Here is a 488-nt window from a genome sequence, read left to right as displayed (position 1 = left end):
ATCGGTTCAGCTTTCACTTCGCCGTTGGCTTTGGCGGCATCGAGCGCCGAGTTATACCGTTGATTCAGATCCGCTATGACAGCGTCCAGGTCCCCTCCACTGACGATGTACTTAAAGAAGGCGTCGTCTGACTTGGTGCCTTGAACCGCTACAGTGGGAGCGACCGGCCAAACGCCGTCGTATTTGTTCGGCAGGAAACCTTCAATTCCCTTAACGCTCGGCGTAGCTGCAGCCTCGCTTACGGACGGCACCATGGCGATGCCAAAGCCCTTCTCCTGATACTGCTTGAGCGTTGAATCGTTGTACATGTACTGCATGAATTTCCAAGCCGCTTCCTTCTCTTGGGTCTTGGAACTGATGGCTAGCCACTGACCGCCAAGGAAACCGGAAGCTCCTTTGAAGCTGCCGTCGATGGATGGAGCCGGTGCAGCTGCCCAGTCGATCTTTGCCGGGAACTGGGACTGGTACACGCCGGCTTCCGCCGAGAA

Annotated in this window: 1 protein-coding gene; it reads right to left on the bottom strand. The window is 56.4% G+C overall.

Translation table 11 applies throughout. From position 1 onward, the window contains the following. A partial coding sequence (locus CPT76_RS36090) for an extracellular solute-binding protein (protein WP_146116572.1) occupies positions 1 to 488 on the bottom strand: 488 nt, incomplete at both ends.

Origin of the sequence: Paenibacillus sp. AR247 (assembly GCF_002968895.1) — a bacterium.
Taxonomy (GTDB): domain Bacteria; phylum Bacillota; class Bacilli; order Paenibacillales; family Paenibacillaceae; genus Paenibacillus_AQ; species Paenibacillus_AQ favisporus.
Note: the sequence above shows the minus strand (reverse complement) of the source record. Positions and strands in the feature narration are given on the sequence as shown.